Below are 14989 nucleotides of genomic sequence, written 5' to 3'. Positions count from 1 at the left end.
CCTGGGGGGCGTACGACATGGAACACCTCACCGGCGAACCGGGCGAGCGCCCGATACCGGAGTCCGACCCGACTGACGGGCTCGACCTGCCCGGCGCCGACGCGACCGACGGCACCGTCGCGCTGCCCCGCAGCGCCCGCCCGGCACGCGACCCGCTGGCACCCGACCTCAGCGGCGGCTCCAGCGGCGGCAGCGCCCGGGTGCTGCGCGTGGTCACCGCCGACTACCTGCTGACCGTCAACCCGGTCGACGGCACCGAGGTCACCGGCTGCCCGCCCGCCGAGCGGCCGGTGCCGCGGCGGCGCACCCGCGAGGAGCGCGTCGCGCACCTGGCCACCCGCCGCCCCTCCCCGCCGCCGGGCCCGCCCGCCCCCGAGCTGCCGCTGCTGGAGCGCGACGAGGAGCGCGAGCGGCTGATCCGGCTGCTCGCCCGCGGCCGTTCGATCCGCGTCACCGGCCCCTCCGGCGCGGGCCGCACCGCCCTGCTGGAGAGTGTCGCCAACGCCTGCGCCGACCTCGCGCCCGACGGTGTGCTGTGGATGTCGGGCTACCGGCGCACGGCCGCCGACCTGCTCCAGGACCTTTTCGCCACCGTCTACGAGGCCGACGGCTACCGGCCCGGCCGCGACGAGCTGCCGGGGCTGCTGCACGACACCGGCGCGGTCGTCGTCATCGACGACCTGGAGATCGGCGGCGCCGCGCTGGAGGAGCTGCTCGCGGCGGCCCCCGAGTGCGCCTTCCTGATGTCCGCGACCCCCGATGTGACCGCCCCGGCGGCCGACTCGATGGTCGAGGAGGTCTTCCTGTCAGGACTCACCCGCGTCGCCTGCGTCGACCTGCTGCAACTCGTCACCTCCCGGCCGCTGGCCGAGGACGAGACCGCGTGGGCGGCCGACCTGTGGTTCGAGTCCGAGGGCCTTCCGCTGCGCTTCGTCCAGGCCGGGGCACTGCTGCGGCAGCGCGACGCGCTGCGCCAGCCGCTCGAGCCGGACTGGGACGACTCGGTCTGGGAGAACGGCACGCCGACCTCTCCCGCCGACGCGATACCGCTGCCCGACCTCACCGGCTTCGAGACGACGACGGTGTCCTCCGCGCTCGACCTGCCCGGCGCGCGCGACGACCGGGAGGCGCTCGACGCGGCGCTCGGCGAGGAGCCGGTCGACGTCGTACCGCTGGAGATACCCGCGTCCGCGCCCGTGCTGCGCGGCGCCCCTGTCGAGGTGCCGCTGCCGTCGCTGGCGGAGAGCGCCGCCCCCGCGCACCTGCTCGCCTCGCGGCTGAGCGAGTCCGCCCGGGAGGCCCTCGCCTTCGCCGTCGCGCTGGACGGCGAGTGCCCGCACCCCTCGCACCTGCCCGCGCTGGTCGGCGACACCCATGGTGACGCGGCGCTCGGCGAACTCACCTCCGTCGGCCTGGCCGTACCGGTCTCGGCGCACTACCGGCTCGCCGCCGGCGTCGTCCAGCAGCTCGCCCCCGATCTCGCGTCGGACGGCGAACTCTCCGACATCCAGGCGCACACCGCCGCCCTGCACTACGCCTGGTGGACCGGCCACCCCTCCGTGACGCCGGAGCGGGCCGCCAGTGAGTCCGAGGCGATCCTCGCCGCCATGACGGCCTGCCGGGACGGCGGCCACCCCAGCGCGGCCGTGCTGCTGGCCCGTACCGTGGCCCCCTCCTTCGCCGCCGCCCTGCACTGGGGTGCGTGGGAGCGTGCGCTGCGGATCGGCCAGGAGGCCGCGCGAATGTCCGGTGAGGTCGCCGAAGAGGCGTACTTCCACCACGAGTTGGGCGTCCTCGCGCTCAGCAACGGCAACACCGACCGGGCCCGAGCCGAGCTGGAGGCGTCCATCGCCCTGCGCGGCGCCCTCGCGGACCGCCAGGGCACCGTCGTCGGCCGCCGTACGCTCGCCCTCGTCAACGACCGTGACGGCGGCGGGGCGCCCTCCGGGCTGGAACTGACGGCCGCGACGACGCCGCTGGCCCTCCCGCCGGGCGAGCAGCCGCCGGTCACCGTCATCAGCAAGCGCCTGGCGGCCACCCCGCCGCCGCACCACCACGGAGCCCGCCGCCTCGCCATCGTCGGCACCCGCCGCAACCTCGTCGCGGTCGCCACCGGCGTCGTCCTCGCCGCCGTCCTCGGCACCATCGTCACCCTGGGCGCCACCTCGGGCGCCAGCGACGACAACAGCACCCCCAACCAGGTCAAGCCCATAGAGTCCGCCCAACAGGACGATCCCTCTACGGACACCCCGACCGACGACGGCCCGTCCAACCCGACCCCGGGCACGACCACCCCCTCGGCATCGGGCACCACCTCCCCGACCCCGACCGCCCCCTTCTCGACGGCCCCGGGCGGCACCACGACCACGGCCCCGGGGGGCAGCACGACGACGGTCCCGGTGGAGACGTCTCAGCCTGGCGGAGGCCCGCACAGCACACCGCCGTCGCACCACCCGACGACGAAGCCGCCCACGACGCCGCCGACCACGCCGCCTACGACACCTCCGACCACGCCGCCTACGACGCCGCCGACAACTCCGCCCACCGGACCCACGTCCGCTCAGGCGACGCTCCCGGGCGGCGGCTCGTCCCCGACGAACACGGGCACCACCTCCGCGGACACGACGACCCCCTAGCCGGGTGCGGCGGGCCCGCCAGGGGCCCGACTTCCGTCAGAAAAGGCGCAGCTTGTCGTCTTCGATGCCGCGCATCGCGTCGTAGTCGAGCACGACGCAGTCGATCCCTCGGTCGTTGGCGAGGACGCGCGCCTGGGGCTTGATCTCCTGGGCGGCGAAGATGCCCTTGACCGGGGCGAGGTGGGGGTCGCGGTTGAGGAGTTCGAGGTAGCGGGTGAGCTGCTCGACGCCGTCGATGTCGCCGCGCCGCTTGAGCTCGACGGCGACCGTGGCGCCGGAGGCGTCGCGGCAGAGGATGTCGACCGGGCCGATGGCGGTGGGGTACTCGCGGCGGATCAGGGTCCAGCCCTCGCCGAGGACCTCCATGCGGTCGGCGAGGAGTTCCTGGAGGTGCGCCTCGACGCCGTCCTTGATCAGGCCCGGGTCGACACCGAGCTCGTGCGAGGAGTCGTGCAGTATCTCCTCGATGCTGATGATGAGTTGCTCACCGGCTTTGTTGACGACCGTCCAGACACCGTCGTCGCCCTCCTTGAGCGTGCACGGCGGCGACATCCAGTTCAGCGGCTTGTAGGCGCGGTCGTCGGCGTGCACCGACAGACTTCCGTCCGCCTTGATGAGCAGCAGCCGGGTGGCGGAGGGGAGATGGGCGGAGAGCCGGCCCGCGTAGTCCACGGAGCAGCGGGCGATGACGAGGCGCATGGTGCGCAACGCTACTGGACGGCCGGGCCCCCGCGCGATTCGCCCCCGTGCGTACGACTCCTGGCCGACTCGGAAACTTGGCCGGTTAAGGGCGCTACCTCCTGGTGGGTTCGCACGGCTGACCCTACGGTTGACGCGGAAGCCGACGTGCGGGAACCGCTGGTACGGCTTCCGCAACCCGTCCGTCTGGCTCCGTGGGACCACGGGGCCACGAGAGGAGTACCCATGTCGCTCGACGTCTCACCGGCCCTCCTCGAACAGGCCGAGCGAGGCGAGGTCGACGAAGCTGAATTCGTCGACTGCGTCCGGACCTCCCTTCCCTACGCGTGGGAGATGATCAGTTCGCTGGTGGCACAGCTCAAGGTCGACGGTGGCAGCTTCGCCGACAACCAGGTGCCGCCGCCGAGCGAGAGGGAACGCGGCCAGTTGCTCCGTGCGCTGGCGAGCGATGCGATACGCGGCGCGCTGCAGCGGCACTTCGGGGTGCGGCTCGCCTTCCAGAACTGCCACCGCGTGGCGGTCTTCCCCCTGGACCCGGCAGTGGAGGAGAGCTACGGCAAGTTCACCTCCATCCGGTCCCAAGTGCTCAACCAGTCACCGGAGTTCAGGGACTGCTGACGTACCGTTCACCGGGCGGACGCACAATGCGGCGTGCCCCCGCGACCGGCCCCTCGCACGTGATCAGGCCAGTTCCGGGAGTACGTCGCCGCCCAGCCGGGCGACATTCTCCAAGGTCGCGGCGAGGTCGCCGGAGCCCTCGACGAGGAGCGCGAAGCGGGTGATGCCGGTCGCCGCCGCGGTGGCGGCGAGCCGGTCGGCGCACAACCGCGGCGGGCCCACCGGATGCAGGGCGCAGAGCAGTTCGGTGTAGGCGTGCGGATCGCGCATCGTCCGCACGCTGCCGTCCACCGTGCGGTGCGCGCCCAGGCCCCGCTGCAGCCAGCCGGGCATCGCCTTGAGCAGGATCTCGGCGGCGTCGGCGGCCGTGTCGGCGATCTGCGCGACGCCCGCGGACACATGGGCCGCCGTCGCGACCGTCTCGGACGGGTGACCCGCCGCGCGCGCGGTGGACCTCCAGAGCGCCACCATGGCGGCCTTCTCGGCGTCGTCGCTGTGCATGCCCAGCAGCATCGGCAGTCCGCGCTCGGCGGCCAGCCGTACGGTGGCGGGGGAGGTGCAGGCGACCACCACGGGCGGGCCCGTGTCCGGCGCGTCCAACTCGTCGGGGCGCGGCACCACGGGCACCTCGCGGAAGGCGTACCGCGGGCCGTCGGCGCCGACGGCGGGCTCACGCAGCCAGCGCAGCAGCAGGTCGAGCGACTCGGGGAAGCCCTCCTCGAAGGCGGGCAGGCCCGCGCCGAAGACCTCCAGATCCACCCAGGGGCCGCCGCGGCCCACGCCGAGCGTGAAGCGGCCGCCGGAGGCCAGGTGCAGCAGCGCGGCCTGCTCGCCGAGCGCCACCGGGTGCGCGGTCGGCAGCACGCTCACCGCGGTGCCGACCCCGATCCGTTCGGTACGCCCCAGCAGCAGCCCCGCGAGGGTCACGGCCGACGGGCAGACGCCGTACGGCACGAAATGGTGTTCCGCCAGCCACACGGCGTCCAGCCCGGCCCGCTCCGCGGCCTCGGCGGACCGTATCGCCCGGTGCAGCGCCTCCCCATGCCCCTGGCCCGGGAACTGAGCCGCGAGAACGAAGGTCCCCACTCGCATCGTCCACTCCCTCCTCCACCGGTTCTAACGCTTGGCACGTGCCAAAGGCACGGCTTTGGGAGGCGTTTTCATGATTTTCGGCAGTCGTACCGCAGATGCGCTGTTCGGCTGCCCGCATGCCGGACTTGTACGCTGGAGAACAGGTCCGCGAGGACCGGCCCTGACCCCTGCGGAGTGCGAGGTGTGCCGTGTCGCCGCGACGAAACCGCCCGCCGGGCGCCGAGCGTTCAGCCGACCGTACCGAGGAGACCGGCTCGGGGCTGGGCTACGGAATGACCGAGGAATGGCAGGGCGAGGAGTGGGTGGTCCGCCCGATCGCGGGCAGCGCCTCCGCCAAGCACTACCGCTGCCCCGGCTGCGACCAGGAGATCCCGCCGGGCGTCGGCCATGTGGTGGCCTGGCGGGAGTACGACGGCGTGGACGACCGGCGGCACTGGCACCGCGCCTGCTGGAACGCCAGGGACCGCCGCACCAGCAGGGTGCAGCGGTCCCGTAACGCGCCCCGCTACTGAGCGGGAAGCCCTGTGCCTACACGTCGCGCGAGTTGAGCACCGCGTACGCCACGCCGAGCACCACGGCGGTCACCCCGGCGAGCAGCAGGAGCTGCGGGACGCCGTTCTGGTCGCCCTCGCCGATCATCGGGAAGTGGTAGAGCGAGGCGAGGGCGTTGGGGCAGGAGTACTTCACCAGCTTCTCGCGGGTCGACTCCAGGCTGCTGGGCAGGAAGAGCGCGACCAGCAGCGGCAGCAGGACGGCGCCCATCATGCCGGTGATCGCCCCGGCGGAGTGCCGCAGCAGCGCGCCGACGGCCAGCGCCAGCAGACCGAGCAGCGCCACGTAGAGCCCCACGCCGACGGTGGCGCCGAGCCACTCGGTGCCGCTGGCCGCGGTGACGCCGTCCTTGACGACGACGCCCGGGTGCACCTCGTCCCCGCCGGAGAGCGACTGGCCGTCCATGGCGCTCCAGCTGATCAGCGCGGTCATGGTGCAGGCGACCGTGGTGATGACGAAGGAGAGCAGGAAGAAGACGATCGCCTTCGCGGTGAGCACCCGCGAGCGCTGCGGGCAGGCGGTGAAGGTGGTGCGGATCATGCCGGTGCCGTACTCCGAGGTGATCACCAGCACGCCGAGCGTGATGATCGCCAACTGCCCGAGCAGCAGCCCGAAGACGCCGGGGGCGAGCACCGGGATGGTGGTGTCGTGGCTGTTGGAGATCGGGATGATCACCAGCAGGTTGATGCCGATCACCAGCAGCAGCATCACGCCGAGCGTCCACACCGTGGACCGCACGGTACGGATCTTCGTCCACTCCGAGCGCAGCGCGTGCGCCAGCGTGGTCCGCTCCACCGGCACCTGCGAGGCGAACGACGGCTGCTGCTGCTGGTAGCCGCCGTAGGGGGCGGAGGCCGGGAACTGTGCCGGGGCGGTCATCGGGCGTCCTCGCTGTCGGACTTGGTCAGGCTGGGGGCGGCGGGTGCGGCCGGCGCCGCGGGGGCGGCCACGGGGGCCGCCGGGGGAGTGGCGGGCGCGGACGGGGCCGCCGGGGGAGCGGGCACGGGCGCGTAGGGCTGCTGCGGGGCGCCGTATCCCGGCTGACCCGGCTGGCCCGGCTGTCCCCACGCCTGCTGGTACTGCGGCGGCTGGCCCCAACCCTGCTGCGGCGGCTGCCCGTACGGCTGCGGGTAGCCGAACGGCTGCGGCTGCTGGAGGCCCTGCCGCGGGTCCTGCGTCGAGCGGTAGTCGACCGCGCCGCTCGTCAGGCGCATGTACGCCTCCTCCAGCGACGCCTGGTGCGGCGACAGCTCCCAGAGCCTGACCTCCGCGTCGTAGGCGATGTCGCTGATCCTGGGCAGCTCCAGACCGGTGACCCGCAGCGCCCCGTCGTCCTCCTGCCGTACGCTCGCGCCCGCCTCGGTGAGCGCCTTGCCGAGCTTGTCGCGGTCCCCGCCCTCGGTGGGCGTGCGCACCAGCGCGTACCCCGTCGAGTGGTGCGCGATGAAGTCCTTCACGCTCATGTCGGCCAGCAACTGGCCGCGGCCGATGACGATCAGATGGTCGGCGGTCAGCGCCATCTCGCTCATCAGGTGGCTGGAGACGAAGACGGTACGGCCCTCGGCGGCGAGCTTGCGCATCAGGTTGCGCACCCAGTGGATGCCCTCGGGGTCGAGGCCGTTGACCGGCTCGTCGAAGAGCAGCACCTCGGGGTCGCCGAGCAGCGCGCCCGCGATACCGAGCCGCTGCCCCATACCGAGCGAGAAGCCCTTGGAGCGGCGGCCCGCCACGTCCTGCAGACCCACCACACCGAGCACCTCGTCGACCCGGCGGGCCGGGATGCCGGACAGCTGCGCGATGCACAGCAGGTGCTGGCGGGCGCTGCGCCCGCCGTGCACGGCCTTGGCGTCCAGCAGCGCGCCCACCCGGCGCGGGGCGTTGGGGAGCTGGCGGTACGGCAGCCCGCCGATGGTCACCTGCCCGGCCGTCGGAGCGTCCAGGCCCAGGATCATCCGCATCGTGGTGGACTTGCCGGAACCGTTCGGGCCGAGGAAGCCGGTGACGCTACCGGGCCGTACCTGGAACGACAGGTTGTACACGGCTGTCTTCGCGCCGTACTGCTTGGTCAGGCCGACTGCCTGGATCATGCTCCGCCCCTCGCACTCCTCACGGGGCACGTACCCCGTGAGGGAGGAGGATAGCGGCAAGGGGGAAAGGCTCAGGCGTCGCGCTTCTTGAGCACCACGTAGCCGCCGATCAGCGCGACCACGACCCACACCGCCATGATGGCCAGACCGGCCCAGGGGCCGTACGGGGTCTGGTTGTCCGAGGTCTGGACGGTCTCCATGATCTTGCGGCCCGCCTGGTCGGGGAAGTAGCGCGCCACCGTCTTCACCTTCGGCACCGCCGACAGGATCGGCGAGATCAGGAAGAAGAACGGCATCAGGATGCCCAGGCCCAGCATCGGGCTGCGCAGCATCGCGGCGGCGCCCACGCACAGCAGCACCAGCAGCGTCATGTACAGCCCGGCGCCCACCACCGCGCGCATCACGCCGGGGTCGCCGATCGACGCCTTGTGCGAGCCGAGCAGCGCGTTGCCGAGGAAGAAGGTGATGAAGCTGGTGGCCATGGCGACCACCAGCGCCAGGGCGCCGGCCACCGCGACCTTCGCGGTGTAGAAGGTGGCGCGCTGCGGTACGGCGGCCAGCGAGGTGCGGATCATCCCGGTGCTGTACTCGCTGGAGATCACCAGCACACCGAAGACGATCAGCGCGAGCTGGCCGAGCGTCATGCTGAAGAACGCGGCCTGCGTCGGGTCGAAGGTCGCCTGGTCCGACTGCGACTGGTTGTCGAAGGTGGCGTTGATCGTCGCGCAGATTACCGCGGAGAGCCCGACGGTCACCAGGAACGCCAGCGCCAGCGTCCAGATCGTGGACCGTACCGACCTGATCTTCGTCCACTCGGACTCGAGGACTGCGGATACCGATGTCATGTCAGTTCTTCTTCCCGGTGCCGGAGTTGCGCCACTGCTCGCCCCACTGCGGAGCCGGTGCCGCGGCCGGTGGCGGCGGCGCACCGCCTTCCAGGCCGGGCGGCGGACCGAGCACACCGCCCGCGTGGTACTCCACCGATTCGGCGGTGAGCTGCATGAACGCTTCTTCGAGGGATGCCCGCTGCTGGCTCAGCTCGTGCAGCACCAGCTGGTGCTGGGCGGCCAGCTCGCCGAGCCGGGCCGGGTCGCCGTCCTGGATCTCGAAGGCGCCGTCGCCGGTGCTCACCGGGGTGTACCCGGCGGTGGTCAGCACATCCTTGAAGCGCTCTTGCTGCGGGGTGCGGATCCGCACGAAGGACCGGGAGTTCTTCTCGATGAAGTCGGCCATCGAGGTGTCGGCGAGCAGCCGCCCCCGGCCGATGACGATCAGATGCTCGGCGGTCAGCGCCATCTCGCTCATCAGATGGCTGGAGACGAAGACGGTGCGTCCCTGCGAGGCCAGCCCCTTCATCAGGTTCCGGATCCAGTGGATGCCCTCGGGGTCGAGGCCGTTCACCGGCTCGTCGAACATCAGGATCTCGGGGTCGCCGAGCAGCGCGGCCGCGATGCCCAGGCGCTGGCCCATACCGAGCGAGAAGCCCTTGGAGCGCTTCTTCGCCACCGCGGTCAGCCCCACGATCTCCAGCACCTCGTCCACCCGGTGCCGGGGGATGCGGTTGGACTGGGCGAGGCAGAGCAGATGGTTGTACGCGGTCCGCCCGCCGTGGATCGCCTTGGCGTCCAGCAGCGCGCCGATGTACTTCAGCGGTTCGCTGAGCTGCGCGTAGTGCTTCCCGTCGATGTGCACATCGCCACCGGTCGGATTGTCCAACCCGAGCACCATGCGCATCGTCGTGGACTTGCCCGCGCCGTTGGGCCCGAGGAAGCCGGTCACCACGCCGGGGCGCACGGTGAAGGTCAGTTGGTCGACGGCGGTCTTGTCCCCGTACCGCTTGGTGAGCCCCTGCAACTCAATCATGGCAGCGAGGCTAGCAAGCATGGCGGAACCCCCGCCCGAGGAGGGACGGGGGTTCCGGAAATCCGGTGAAAACAGCGGGTGCCGGATCGGGCCCCGCGGGAGGGTCAGCGGGACTGCTGCGCCGGGACGCCGCGGGAGATCGGCTCGTCGTCGGCGGGGGCGCCCGCGGCGGCCACCGCGGCACCGGTCAGCGTGGCCAGCATCTCGCGGACGTTGGTCAGCTGGGCGTTGATGCTGTCGCGGCGGTTGGTGAGCGCCGCCAGCTCGCGCTCGGACTCGCTGCGGATCCGGTCGGCCTTGGCGTTCGCGTCGGCGACGATGTCCTCGGACTGGCGCTGCGCGGTCTCCACCGTCTGGCGGGCCCGGCGCTCCGCGTCCGTGCGCAGCTTCTCGGCCTCGAGACGCAGCTGCTCGGCGCGGTGCTCGATCTCCGCCAGCCGCTTCTCGGCCTTGGCCTGACGGCTCGCCAGGTCACGCTCGGACTGCTCGCGGCGCTTGGCCAGGTTGGTCTCGAAGTCCGCGGCGGCCTGGGCGGCCTTGGCGCGGGTCTCCTCGAAGAGGGCGTCCGCCTCCTCGCGCTTGTTCTGCGCGTCCTTGGTGGCGTCGGCGCGGAGCTGGGTGGCGTCGCCCTTCGCCTTCTCGACGATCCGCGCGCCCTCGTCCTCGGCCTTGGCCTTGCGGTCGGCCGCGAAGCTCTCCGCGTCACTGCGCACCTGGTTGGCGGCCGACTCGGCCAGCTCGCGGTGCTGCTCGGCGGCGCGGCGGGCCTCCTCGCGCAGGTCCTTCGCCTCCTCCTCGGCGAGGCGGAGGATCTTCTCGACACGGGCACCGAGACCCGCGTACGACGGCTCGGAGTCGTTCACCTGAGCCTGGGCGTTCTGGGTTTCGAGGTGCAGTTCCTCGATGCGCTTCTCCAGCGCGGTGATTCGGGTCAGTGCGCTGTCACGGTCGGCGACGAGCTTCGTGATGCGGTCGTCCACCTGTCCGCGGTCGTATCCGCGCCGCACGAGCTCGAAGCCGAAGGGGGAGGAAGTGTCGCTCATGGGGTTCCTGTCGATTCAGACCGGTGAGGTGATAGAGGGAATCCTAGGGGCCAGGACGGCGTGTCAACGAGCCAATGCCGTATAGGTATGGAGAATGTCCGCTCAATCGAGTGGCGCATCGTCGATACGCTTGCCACTCGTTCGGGTGGATCCCGCGCCGGCGCCCGCGGTGACCGGGTTCATCGGGTTCTTCGACCCGCCGCCGACGCCGGGCGCCTCGAACGACTCCAGTGCCTCCAGCACGTCCTGGACGCGGGAGATCTCCGCGTTGATGTCCTCGCGGCGGCGTACCAGGATCTCCAGCTCTCGCTTGCCCTCGGTCACGATGCGCTCCGCCTCGGCCCGCGCCTCGCTCGTGACGCGCTCCGCCTCGCGGTCGGCCGCGGCCTTCTTCAGGTCGGCCTCCTTGAGCAGGCCCTCGACCTTCTTCACCGCGGCGATACGGACCTTACTCGCTTCCGAGGTGGCCGTGGACTTGATCTCGGCGGCCTTCGCCTCCGCCTCGGCGAGCTGCTCGGTGGCGGCGGCGACCAGCTTGTCGACCCGCTCGCCGACGGTCTTCATCGCCTCGGCGGCCTCCTTGCGGGCCCGCTCGTGCAACTCCTCGACCTCGGACTCGACGCGCTGGCGCAGCTCCTCGGTGCGCTCCCTTATCGCGGTGGCGTCCCGCCGGGCCTCGCCGAGCAGGGTGTCGGCGTCGGTACGCGACCGCTCCACGATCCCGTTGCCCTCGGCGGTGGCTTCGTTGACCAGCCGCTCGGCCTCGCCGCGGGCCGCGCCGACCATGGTGTCGGCCTGCTCCTCGGCGGCGGCCGCGGTCTTGACCGCCTCCGCCTGCGCCTTGCCGATCAACTCGTCGGCCTGCTCGGCCGCTTCGCTGCGCCGCTTGTTGGCCGCCTCGCGGGCGTCGTCGAGTACGCGCTGCGACTGGGTGCGCGCCTCCTCGGCCTCCCGCTCCGCGGTGTCCAGCGCCTCCTTGGCGAGCGCGCCCAGCCGTTCGGCCTCCTCGCGTGCCTTGCTGACCAGCTGGTCGGCCTGGCCCGCGGCGTCGGCCCGCATCCGGTTGGCGTCCTCGCGGGCCTCGGTGCGCAGCCGGTCGGACTCCTCGATCGCCTCGCTGACCGTACGGTCGGCGAGCTGGCGGGCGGCCTCGGCCTCCTCCTGGCTCTCCCGGCGGATCCTGGCCGAGTCCTCCCCGGCACGCTCCCGCTCGGAGTTGGCGTCCGCGTGCAGCCGGTCGGCCTCGCCCTGCGCTTCGCCGCGCAGCCGCTCCGCGGCGTGCTCGGCCGCCGACCGCAGCCCGGCGATCTCCTCCTCGGCCTCCTGGTGCAGATGCGCGACCGCGTCCCGTACCTGCTGCGCGTGGGACTCCGCGGCCGCCACCATCTCGGTGGCCCGCTGGTCGGCCTCGGCGCCGAGCCGGTCGGCCTCCGCGGCCGCGTCCTCGACCCGCTTGCGGGCGGCGGCGAGCAGCTCGTCGCTCTCCCGGCGGGCCTGCGCCCGCTCCTGCTCGGCCTCGCCGCGGGCGGACGCCAGCAGCTCCTCGGCCTCGCGGCGGCGGCGGGCCGCCTCCTCCTGGGCGGCGGCCAGCGCCTCGGCGGCCTCCACCCCGAGCCGCTCGGCGGCCGTCGCGGCCTCCGCGCGCACCCGGTCGGCGCCTTCCTGCGCCTCCGCGCGCCGCTGCTCGGCCTCCGCCGCCGCGTCCGCCTGCAGCCGCAGGGCCACCGACTCGCCCTCGGCACGGCTCTGCGCCGCGTCCGCCGCGGCCTCGTCGCGCAGCCGTACGGCCTCGGCCTCGGCCTGCTCGTGCAGCGTACGGATCCGCTCGGCGGTCTCCTGCCGCAGCCGCTCGGCCTCCTCGCCCGCCTCCCGGCGCAGCCGGTCGGCCTCGGCGTTGGCGTCCCGCAGCGCCTGCTCGGCGGCGGCGACCCGGGTCTCGGCCTCCTCGCGGAGCCTGACCAGGTCGGCCTCGGCCTCCTCGCGCAGCCGGGCCACCACGGTGGCCGCCTCCGCGCGCTGCTCCTGCGCGGCCCGCTCGGCCTCGTCCTTGACCGCGGCGGCCTGCCGCTCCGCCTCGGCCCGCAGCTCCTCGGCCTCGGCGCGGGCCCGCTGCAGGGCCTCCTCGGCCTTGCCGTTCAGCGACGAGGCGCGCTCGACGGACTCGGTGCGCATCCGGTCGGCCTCGGCCGCGGCGCTCTGCCGTACCTCGTCGCCGCCCGCCTTGGCCTTCGCCAGCAGCTCCTCGGCCTTGCTGGCGGCCTCCTCGATCTGCTGGACGGCCTCACGGCGGGCCTCGCCGCGGATCCGCTCGCCCTCGGCGACCGCGTCGGCCCGCAGCTGCTCGGCCTCGCCGCGCAGCCGCCTGGCCTCCTCCTGCAGCTCGACCGTCCTGGCCCGGTACTCCTCGGTGTCGTCCTGTGCGGCGCCCCGCAGCTCCTGCGCGGACGCCTCGGCCTCGGTGCGCAGCCGCTCGGCCTCCGCCTCGGCCTCGCGGCGGATCCGCTCGGCCTCCTCGCCCGCGCTCTTCGTGGTGGAGCGGGCGTCCTCGGACGCCTTGGTGAGGATCTCCTCGGCGGATCTGGCGGCCTGGGCGAGCTGGGCGGCGGCGTCCTCGGACGCGGCGGCCCGGGCCGTCTCCTGGGCCTCGACCCGGATCCGCTCGGCCTCGGCGGTGGCGTCGGCGACCGTCTGCTCGGCCTCCGCCTGCGCGGTCTCGGTCTGCTTGGTCGCCTCCCCGACCAACCGCGCGATCTCCGCGCGGGCGGTACGGGTGCGCTGTTCGTTCTCCGTCTCGGCGGCCGCCAGCCGCTTCGCGGCGCCTGCGGCGGCCTCCTCGCGCAGCCGCTCGGCCTCGGCGCGGGCGGTACGCAGCGTCTCGTCCGCCTCCCGGATCCGCTCCTCGGCCAGCCGGGACAGCTCGATCGCCCGGGACCTGGCCTCGTCGGACTCGCCGCGGGTGGTGGTCCTGAGCTGCTCGGCCTCGCTGGTGGCCTCCTGGGCCTGCGCGGAGGCGGCGGTCAGCAGCCGCTCGGCGTCGGTACGGGCCCTGCGCAGCAGCTGCTCGGCCTCGGTGCGGGCGGCCTGGGCGTCGGCCGTCAGCCGCTCACGGGTCTGCTCGGCGACCCGGGTGGCCTCGGCGCGGGCGGCGGCCAGCGCCGCCTCGGACTCCGCCCGGGTCTCCTCCAGCAGCCGCCGGGCCTGCGACTCGCTGCGGGCCCGCAGCTGCTCGGCCCACGCCACGTTCTCGTTGACATGGGTCTCGACGGTGGCGCGGCGCTCGCCGAGCTCCTCGTCGAGCTGGCGGCGCCTGGCGATCGCCTCGGCGTGCCACTCGGCCTCGAACCGGGACTGGTGCTCGGCCTGCTCCTGGAGCAGCCGCTGGGTCTGCGCGCGGGCCTCGCGCAGCTCGCGCTCGGCGTCGGCGCGGAGCTGGTCGGCCTGGATCTGGGCGTTGCGCAGGAGCTGGTCGGCCTGGTGGCCGATGTTGTCGTAGGCAGGGCGGGACGCGAGATTGCGGCGCGCCTCGTGCAGCTTGGCGCGCAGCACCTCGACCTGGTATCCGAGGTCGTCGGCGTGGTCGACGGCCTTGCCCCGCTCGGTACGAAGCCGCTCCATCTCGGCTTCGAGCTGAGAGAGGTGGTCGTCAGCCTGGTAGCTGTCGTTGCCCCGCACTCCGCGGTCCCATCGGTCTCCTGGCGTCCTCACCCGCCAACCGGGTGAGATTCCTCTTCACTCCGTTCGCAGACGGAGCTGTACGAGGAATGGTGTCAGATCAACGTCGCGGAGCGGGAGCGTACCCAGTTGCCCACCCCGGTAGACCCGGTCACTCTACCGGGCAGGGCGGGCCTTGGGTCAGTGGTCGTGGGAGCCCTCGGCCGAGGTGACCAGCTCCGTGAGCACCCCGTGACAGTCCTTGGGGTGCAGGAACGTGATCCTGGAGCCCATCGTGCCGATCCGCGGCTCGTCGTACAGGACCCGTACGCCCTTGTCCCTGATGTCGGCGGAGACGCCGTCCACATCCGCGGTGCCGAAGGCGATGTGGTGCACGCCCTCGCCGTTCTTGGCGAGCCACTTGCCGACGGCGGAGTCCTCACGGGTGGGCTCCAGCAGTTGCAGGTAGCTGGCGCCGCCGTCGGAGGTGCCGTTCACCCTGAGCATCGCCTCGCGTACGCCCTGCTCCTCGTTCACCTCGCTGTGCGCCACTTCGAAGCCGTAGGTGGCACGGTAGAACTCGACGGTGGCGTCGAGGTCGAAGCAGGCGATACCGATGTGGTCGATCCGCGTGAGCCCTGAAGTCATGGACACAGTGGAGCGCACGCTCATGTGGTCACGCAACGTGCGCGCCATCACACGGTTCGCCGGGTGACCAGGCGGCTACCCCTCAGTACATTGACGGTAA

The 14989-nt window shown here is 72.9% G+C and carries 12 protein-coding genes; 3 read left to right on the top strand and 9 right to left on the bottom strand.

The window, feature by feature from the left end; genetic code table 11:
* The first annotated feature begins 17 nt into the window (after window positions 1-17).
* On the top strand, window positions 18-2636 hold the full coding sequence (locus AB0M29_RS12645; RefSeq protein WP_365382216.1) for an ATP-binding protein: 2619 nt from the start codon (window positions 18-20) through the stop codon (window positions 2634-2636).
* Window positions 2637-2672: 36 nt separating this feature from the next.
* On the opposite strand, the gene nucS is transcribed toward AB0M29_RS12645, so the two are convergent.
* Entirely contained in the window at window positions 2673-3335 is a 663-nt protein-coding gene (nucS, locus tag AB0M29_RS12640; protein ID WP_365382215.1) for an endonuclease NucS, read from the bottom strand.
* Between the two features lie 225 nt (window positions 3336-3560).
* Between nucS and AB0M29_RS12635 the strand changes: the two genes are divergently transcribed.
* Window positions 3561-3953: an SCO5389 family protein gene (locus tag AB0M29_RS12635; protein WP_365382214.1), complete on the top strand. Its 393-nt coding sequence runs from the start codon at window positions 3561-3563 to the stop codon at window positions 3951-3953.
* A gap of 63 nt (window positions 3954-4016) precedes the next feature.
* Here the strand turns inward: AB0M29_RS12635 and AB0M29_RS12630 are convergent, their stop codons facing one another.
* A complete protein-coding gene (locus tag AB0M29_RS12630) occupies window positions 4017-5045 on the bottom strand; it encodes an LLM class flavin-dependent oxidoreductase (RefSeq protein ID WP_365382213.1) in 1029 nt (342 codons plus the stop codon).
* A gap of 188 nt (window positions 5046-5233) precedes the next feature.
* Between AB0M29_RS12630 and AB0M29_RS12625 the strand changes: the two genes are divergently transcribed.
* Complete coding sequence (locus AB0M29_RS12625; RefSeq protein WP_365382212.1) at window positions 5234-5557, top strand: ATP/GTP-binding protein; 324 nt, start codon at window positions 5234-5236, stop codon at window positions 5555-5557.
* A 16-nt stretch (window positions 5558-5573) separates the two neighbouring features.
* On the opposite strand, the gene AB0M29_RS12620 is transcribed toward AB0M29_RS12625, so the two are convergent.
* The 7 genes from AB0M29_RS12620 to mce form a co-directional block, all read right to left on the bottom strand.
* Window positions 5574-6476 carry an ABC transporter permease gene (locus AB0M29_RS12620; protein WP_365382211.1) on the bottom strand — a complete coding sequence of 301 codons (903 nt, stop codon included), beginning with the start codon at window positions 6474-6476 and terminating at the stop codon, window positions 5574-5576.
* The gene (locus AB0M29_RS12615; protein ID WP_365382210.1) at window positions 6473-7684 is read right to left on the bottom strand and encodes an ABC transporter ATP-binding protein; all 1212 of its coding nucleotides are present in this window, start codon (window positions 7682-7684) and stop codon (window positions 6473-6475) included. Before AB0M29_RS12615 ends, AB0M29_RS12620 begins: the two co-directional genes overlap by 4 nt.
* Before the next feature lie 71 nt (window positions 7685-7755).
* Window positions 7756-8529 carry an ABC transporter permease gene (locus AB0M29_RS12610; protein WP_365382209.1) on the bottom strand — a complete coding sequence of 258 codons (774 nt, stop codon included), beginning with the start codon at window positions 8527-8529 and terminating at the stop codon, window positions 7756-7758.
* A 1-nt stretch (window position 8530) separates the two neighbouring features.
* Entirely contained in the window at window positions 8531-9547 is a 1017-nt protein-coding gene (locus AB0M29_RS12605; protein ID WP_365382208.1) for an ATP-binding cassette domain-containing protein, read from the bottom strand.
* Between the two features lie 104 nt (window positions 9548-9651).
* Window positions 9652-10590 (bottom strand): cellulose-binding protein, encoded by a 939-nt coding sequence (locus tag AB0M29_RS12600; protein WP_365382207.1) that lies wholly within the window; start codon window positions 10588-10590, stop codon window positions 9652-9654.
* 102 nt (window positions 10591-10692) lie between these two features.
* Window positions 10693-14205 (bottom strand): polarized growth protein Scy, encoded by a 3513-nt coding sequence (scy, locus tag AB0M29_RS12595; protein ID WP_365382371.1) that lies wholly within the window; start codon window positions 14203-14205, stop codon window positions 10693-10695.
* 237 nt (window positions 14206-14442) lie between these two features.
* Window positions 14443-14889, bottom strand: coding sequence for a methylmalonyl-CoA epimerase (gene mce, locus AB0M29_RS12590; RefSeq protein WP_365382206.1), 447 nt, complete (start codon window positions 14887-14889; stop codon window positions 14443-14445).
* Window positions 14890-14989: the final 100 nt, after the last annotated feature.

It is taken from the genome of Streptomyces sp. NPDC051976 (assembly GCF_040680795.1).
Taxonomy (GTDB): Bacteria; Actinomycetota; Actinomycetes; order Streptomycetales; family Streptomycetaceae; genus Actinacidiphila.
The sequence above is the reverse complement of the archived record's forward strand: the minus strand, read 5'-3'. Positions and strand labels throughout refer to the sequence as shown.

Bases quoted from the DNA above. Each gene is read 5' to 3' on its own strand.
- AB0M29_RS12645 (WP_365382216.1), top strand. From the start codon at position 18: ATGGAACACCTCACCGGCGAACCGGGCGAGCGCCCGATACCGGAGTCC.
- nucS (WP_365382215.1), bottom strand. From the start codon at position 3,335: ATGCGCCTCGTCATCGCCCGCTGCTCCGTGGACTACGCGGGCCGGCTC.
- AB0M29_RS12635 (WP_365382214.1), top strand. From the start codon at position 3,561: ATGTCGCTCGACGTCTCACCGGCCCTCCTCGAACAGGCCGAGCGAGGC.
- AB0M29_RS12630 (WP_365382213.1), bottom strand. From the start codon at position 5,045: ATGCGAGTGGGGACCTTCGTTCTCGCGGCTCAGTTCCCGGGCCAGGGG.
- AB0M29_RS12620 (WP_365382211.1), bottom strand. From the start codon at position 6,476: ATGACCGCCCCGGCACAGTTCCCGGCCTCCGCCCCCTACGGCGGCTAC.
- AB0M29_RS12615 (WP_365382210.1), bottom strand. From the start codon at position 7,684: ATGATCCAGGCAGTCGGCCTGACCAAGCAGTACGGCGCGAAGACAGCC.
- AB0M29_RS12610 (WP_365382209.1), bottom strand. From the start codon at position 8,529: ATGACATCGGTATCCGCAGTCCTCGAGTCCGAGTGGACGAAGATCAGG.
- AB0M29_RS12605 (WP_365382208.1), bottom strand. From the start codon at position 9,547: ATGATTGAGTTGCAGGGGCTCACCAAGCGGTACGGGGACAAGACCGCC.
- AB0M29_RS12600 (WP_365382207.1), bottom strand. From the start codon at position 10,590: ATGAGCGACACTTCCTCCCCCTTCGGCTTCGAGCTCGTGCGGCGCGGA.
- scy (WP_365382371.1), bottom strand. From the start codon at position 14,205: ATGGAGCGGCTTCGTACCGAGCGGGGCAAGGCCGTCGACCACGCCGAC.
- mce (WP_365382206.1), bottom strand. From the start codon at position 14,889: ATGACTTCAGGGCTCACGCGGATCGACCACATCGGTATCGCCTGCTTC.